The 532-nt window shown below is 46.8% G+C and carries 1 pseudogene; it reads left to right on the plus strand.

The annotated features are described in order from the left end of the window. A pseudogene (treR, locus tag R7Q48_RS30620) lies at nt 1-532 on the plus strand (trehalose operon repressor); the annotation flags it as partial.

Below are 532 nucleotides of genomic sequence, written 5' to 3' on the forward strand. Positions count from 1 at the left end.
GTAGAGCAAATCATTCGTGAATCTGGCTATGTACCGTCCAAATCTGCGCAATCAATGCGTGGCGGTAGCCAAAAAGTCATTGGAGTTATTATCTCCCGTCTGGACTCACCATCCGAAAATCGTGCTGTTGGTACAATGCTCAATGCATTGTATTCCGCTGGCTATGACGCGGTGATCATGGAAAGCCAATTTGATCGCGACAAAACCAACGAGCATCTAAACGTGCTTAAGCGTCGCAATGTGGATGGGGTGATCGTGTTTGGCTTTACTGGGTGCGATGAGCAAGCCTTAGCCGAGTGGGGCAATCGCATTGTGGTGATTGCGATGGATACCAATAACGTCTCTTCCATCAATTATGATAACCAAGGCGTGATAGACATGGCTTTGTCTCATCTTGAGCAGCAATCTCTCTCTCGCATTGCTTATATTGGTGTTGATCCTGAAGACAAAACCACAGGCTTGGCGCGTTTAAATGCTTATAAAGCGTGGTGTCAACGCAAACAACTCACACCTTGTTTCCAAACCGGTAAGC

Source organism: Vibrio sp. 378 (genome assembly GCF_033339435.1).